1 pseudogene is annotated in these 1,178 nt (G+C 70.0%); it reads right to left on the reverse strand.

What is annotated here, in order from left to right:
- Window positions 1-1,178 (reverse strand): annotated as a pseudogene (locus ACZ4MF_RS49085) (alpha-1,4-glucan--maltose-1-phosphate maltosyltransferase); the annotation flags it as partial.

Below are 1,178 nucleotides of genomic sequence, written 5' to 3' on the forward strand. Positions count from 1 at the left end.
CGTCGGACGGTGTTGAGGCGGGTGATGAGGGGGGCGATGCTGCGGCCCTCGCGTTCGGCGGACTCCCAGTCGCGGGGCCTGAGTTGGTACTTCTCGGAGTCGAGGTACTCCTCGCTGCCGTCCTTCAGCGGGGTGTTCTCGCACAGTTCGTAGCCGCTGTACAGGCCCCAGGCGGGGGAGAGGGTGGCGGCGAGCACGGCGCGGACCTCGAAGGCGGGGCGGCCGCCGTGCTGGAGGTATTCGTGCAGGATGTCCGGGGTGTTGGCGAAGAGGTTCGGCCGCATGTACGCGGCGGCCTCGCCGGTCAACTCGGTGAGGTATTCGGTGAGTTCGTGCTTGGTGTTGCGCCAGGTGAAGTAGGTGTAGGACTGCTGGAAGCCGATCTGGGCGAGGGTGTGCATCATCGCGGGCCGGGTGAAGGCCTCGGCCAGGAAGATCACGTCCGGGTCCGTGCCGTTGACCTCGGCGATGACCCGCTCCCAGAACACGACGGGTTTGGTGTGCGGGTTGTCGACCCGGAAGATCCGCACCCCGTGGTCCGTCCAGTGCCGCAGGATCCGCACCGTCTCGGCGACCAGGCCGTCCAGGTCGGCGTCGAAGGCGACGGGGTAGATGTCCTGGTACTTCTTCGGCGGGTTCTCCGCGTAGGCGATGGTGCCGTCGGCCCGGTGGTGGAACCAGTCGGGGTGTTTGTCCACCCAGGGGTGGTCCGGGGAGCACTGCAACGCGAAGTCGAGGGCGACCTCCATCCCCAACTCCCGGGCCCGGCCCACGAAGTGGTCGAAGTCCTCGAACGTGCCCAGCGCCGGGTGCAGGGCGTCGTGCCCGCCCTCCGGGGACCCGATCGCCCACGGCACCCCGACGTCGTCCGGACCGGCGGCGAGGGTGTTGTTCGGGCCCTTGCGGAAGGTCGTCCCGATGGGATGGACCGGCGGGAGGTACACCACGTCGAAGCCCATCGCGGCGATCGCCTCCAGCCGGCGGGCCGCCGTACGGAACGTGCCGTGGGGCTGCTCGGCGGTGCCCTCCGAACGCGGGAAGAACTCGTACCACGACCCGAACAGCGCCCGCTCCCGCTCCACCAGCAGCGGCATCGCCTCGGACGCCGTGACCAGCTCCCGCAGCGGATGCCGCTCCAGCACCGCCGCCACCTGCGGGGACAGCGCCGGCGCCAACCG

This window comes from Streptomyces sp. NPDC025793 (assembly GCF_055558375.1).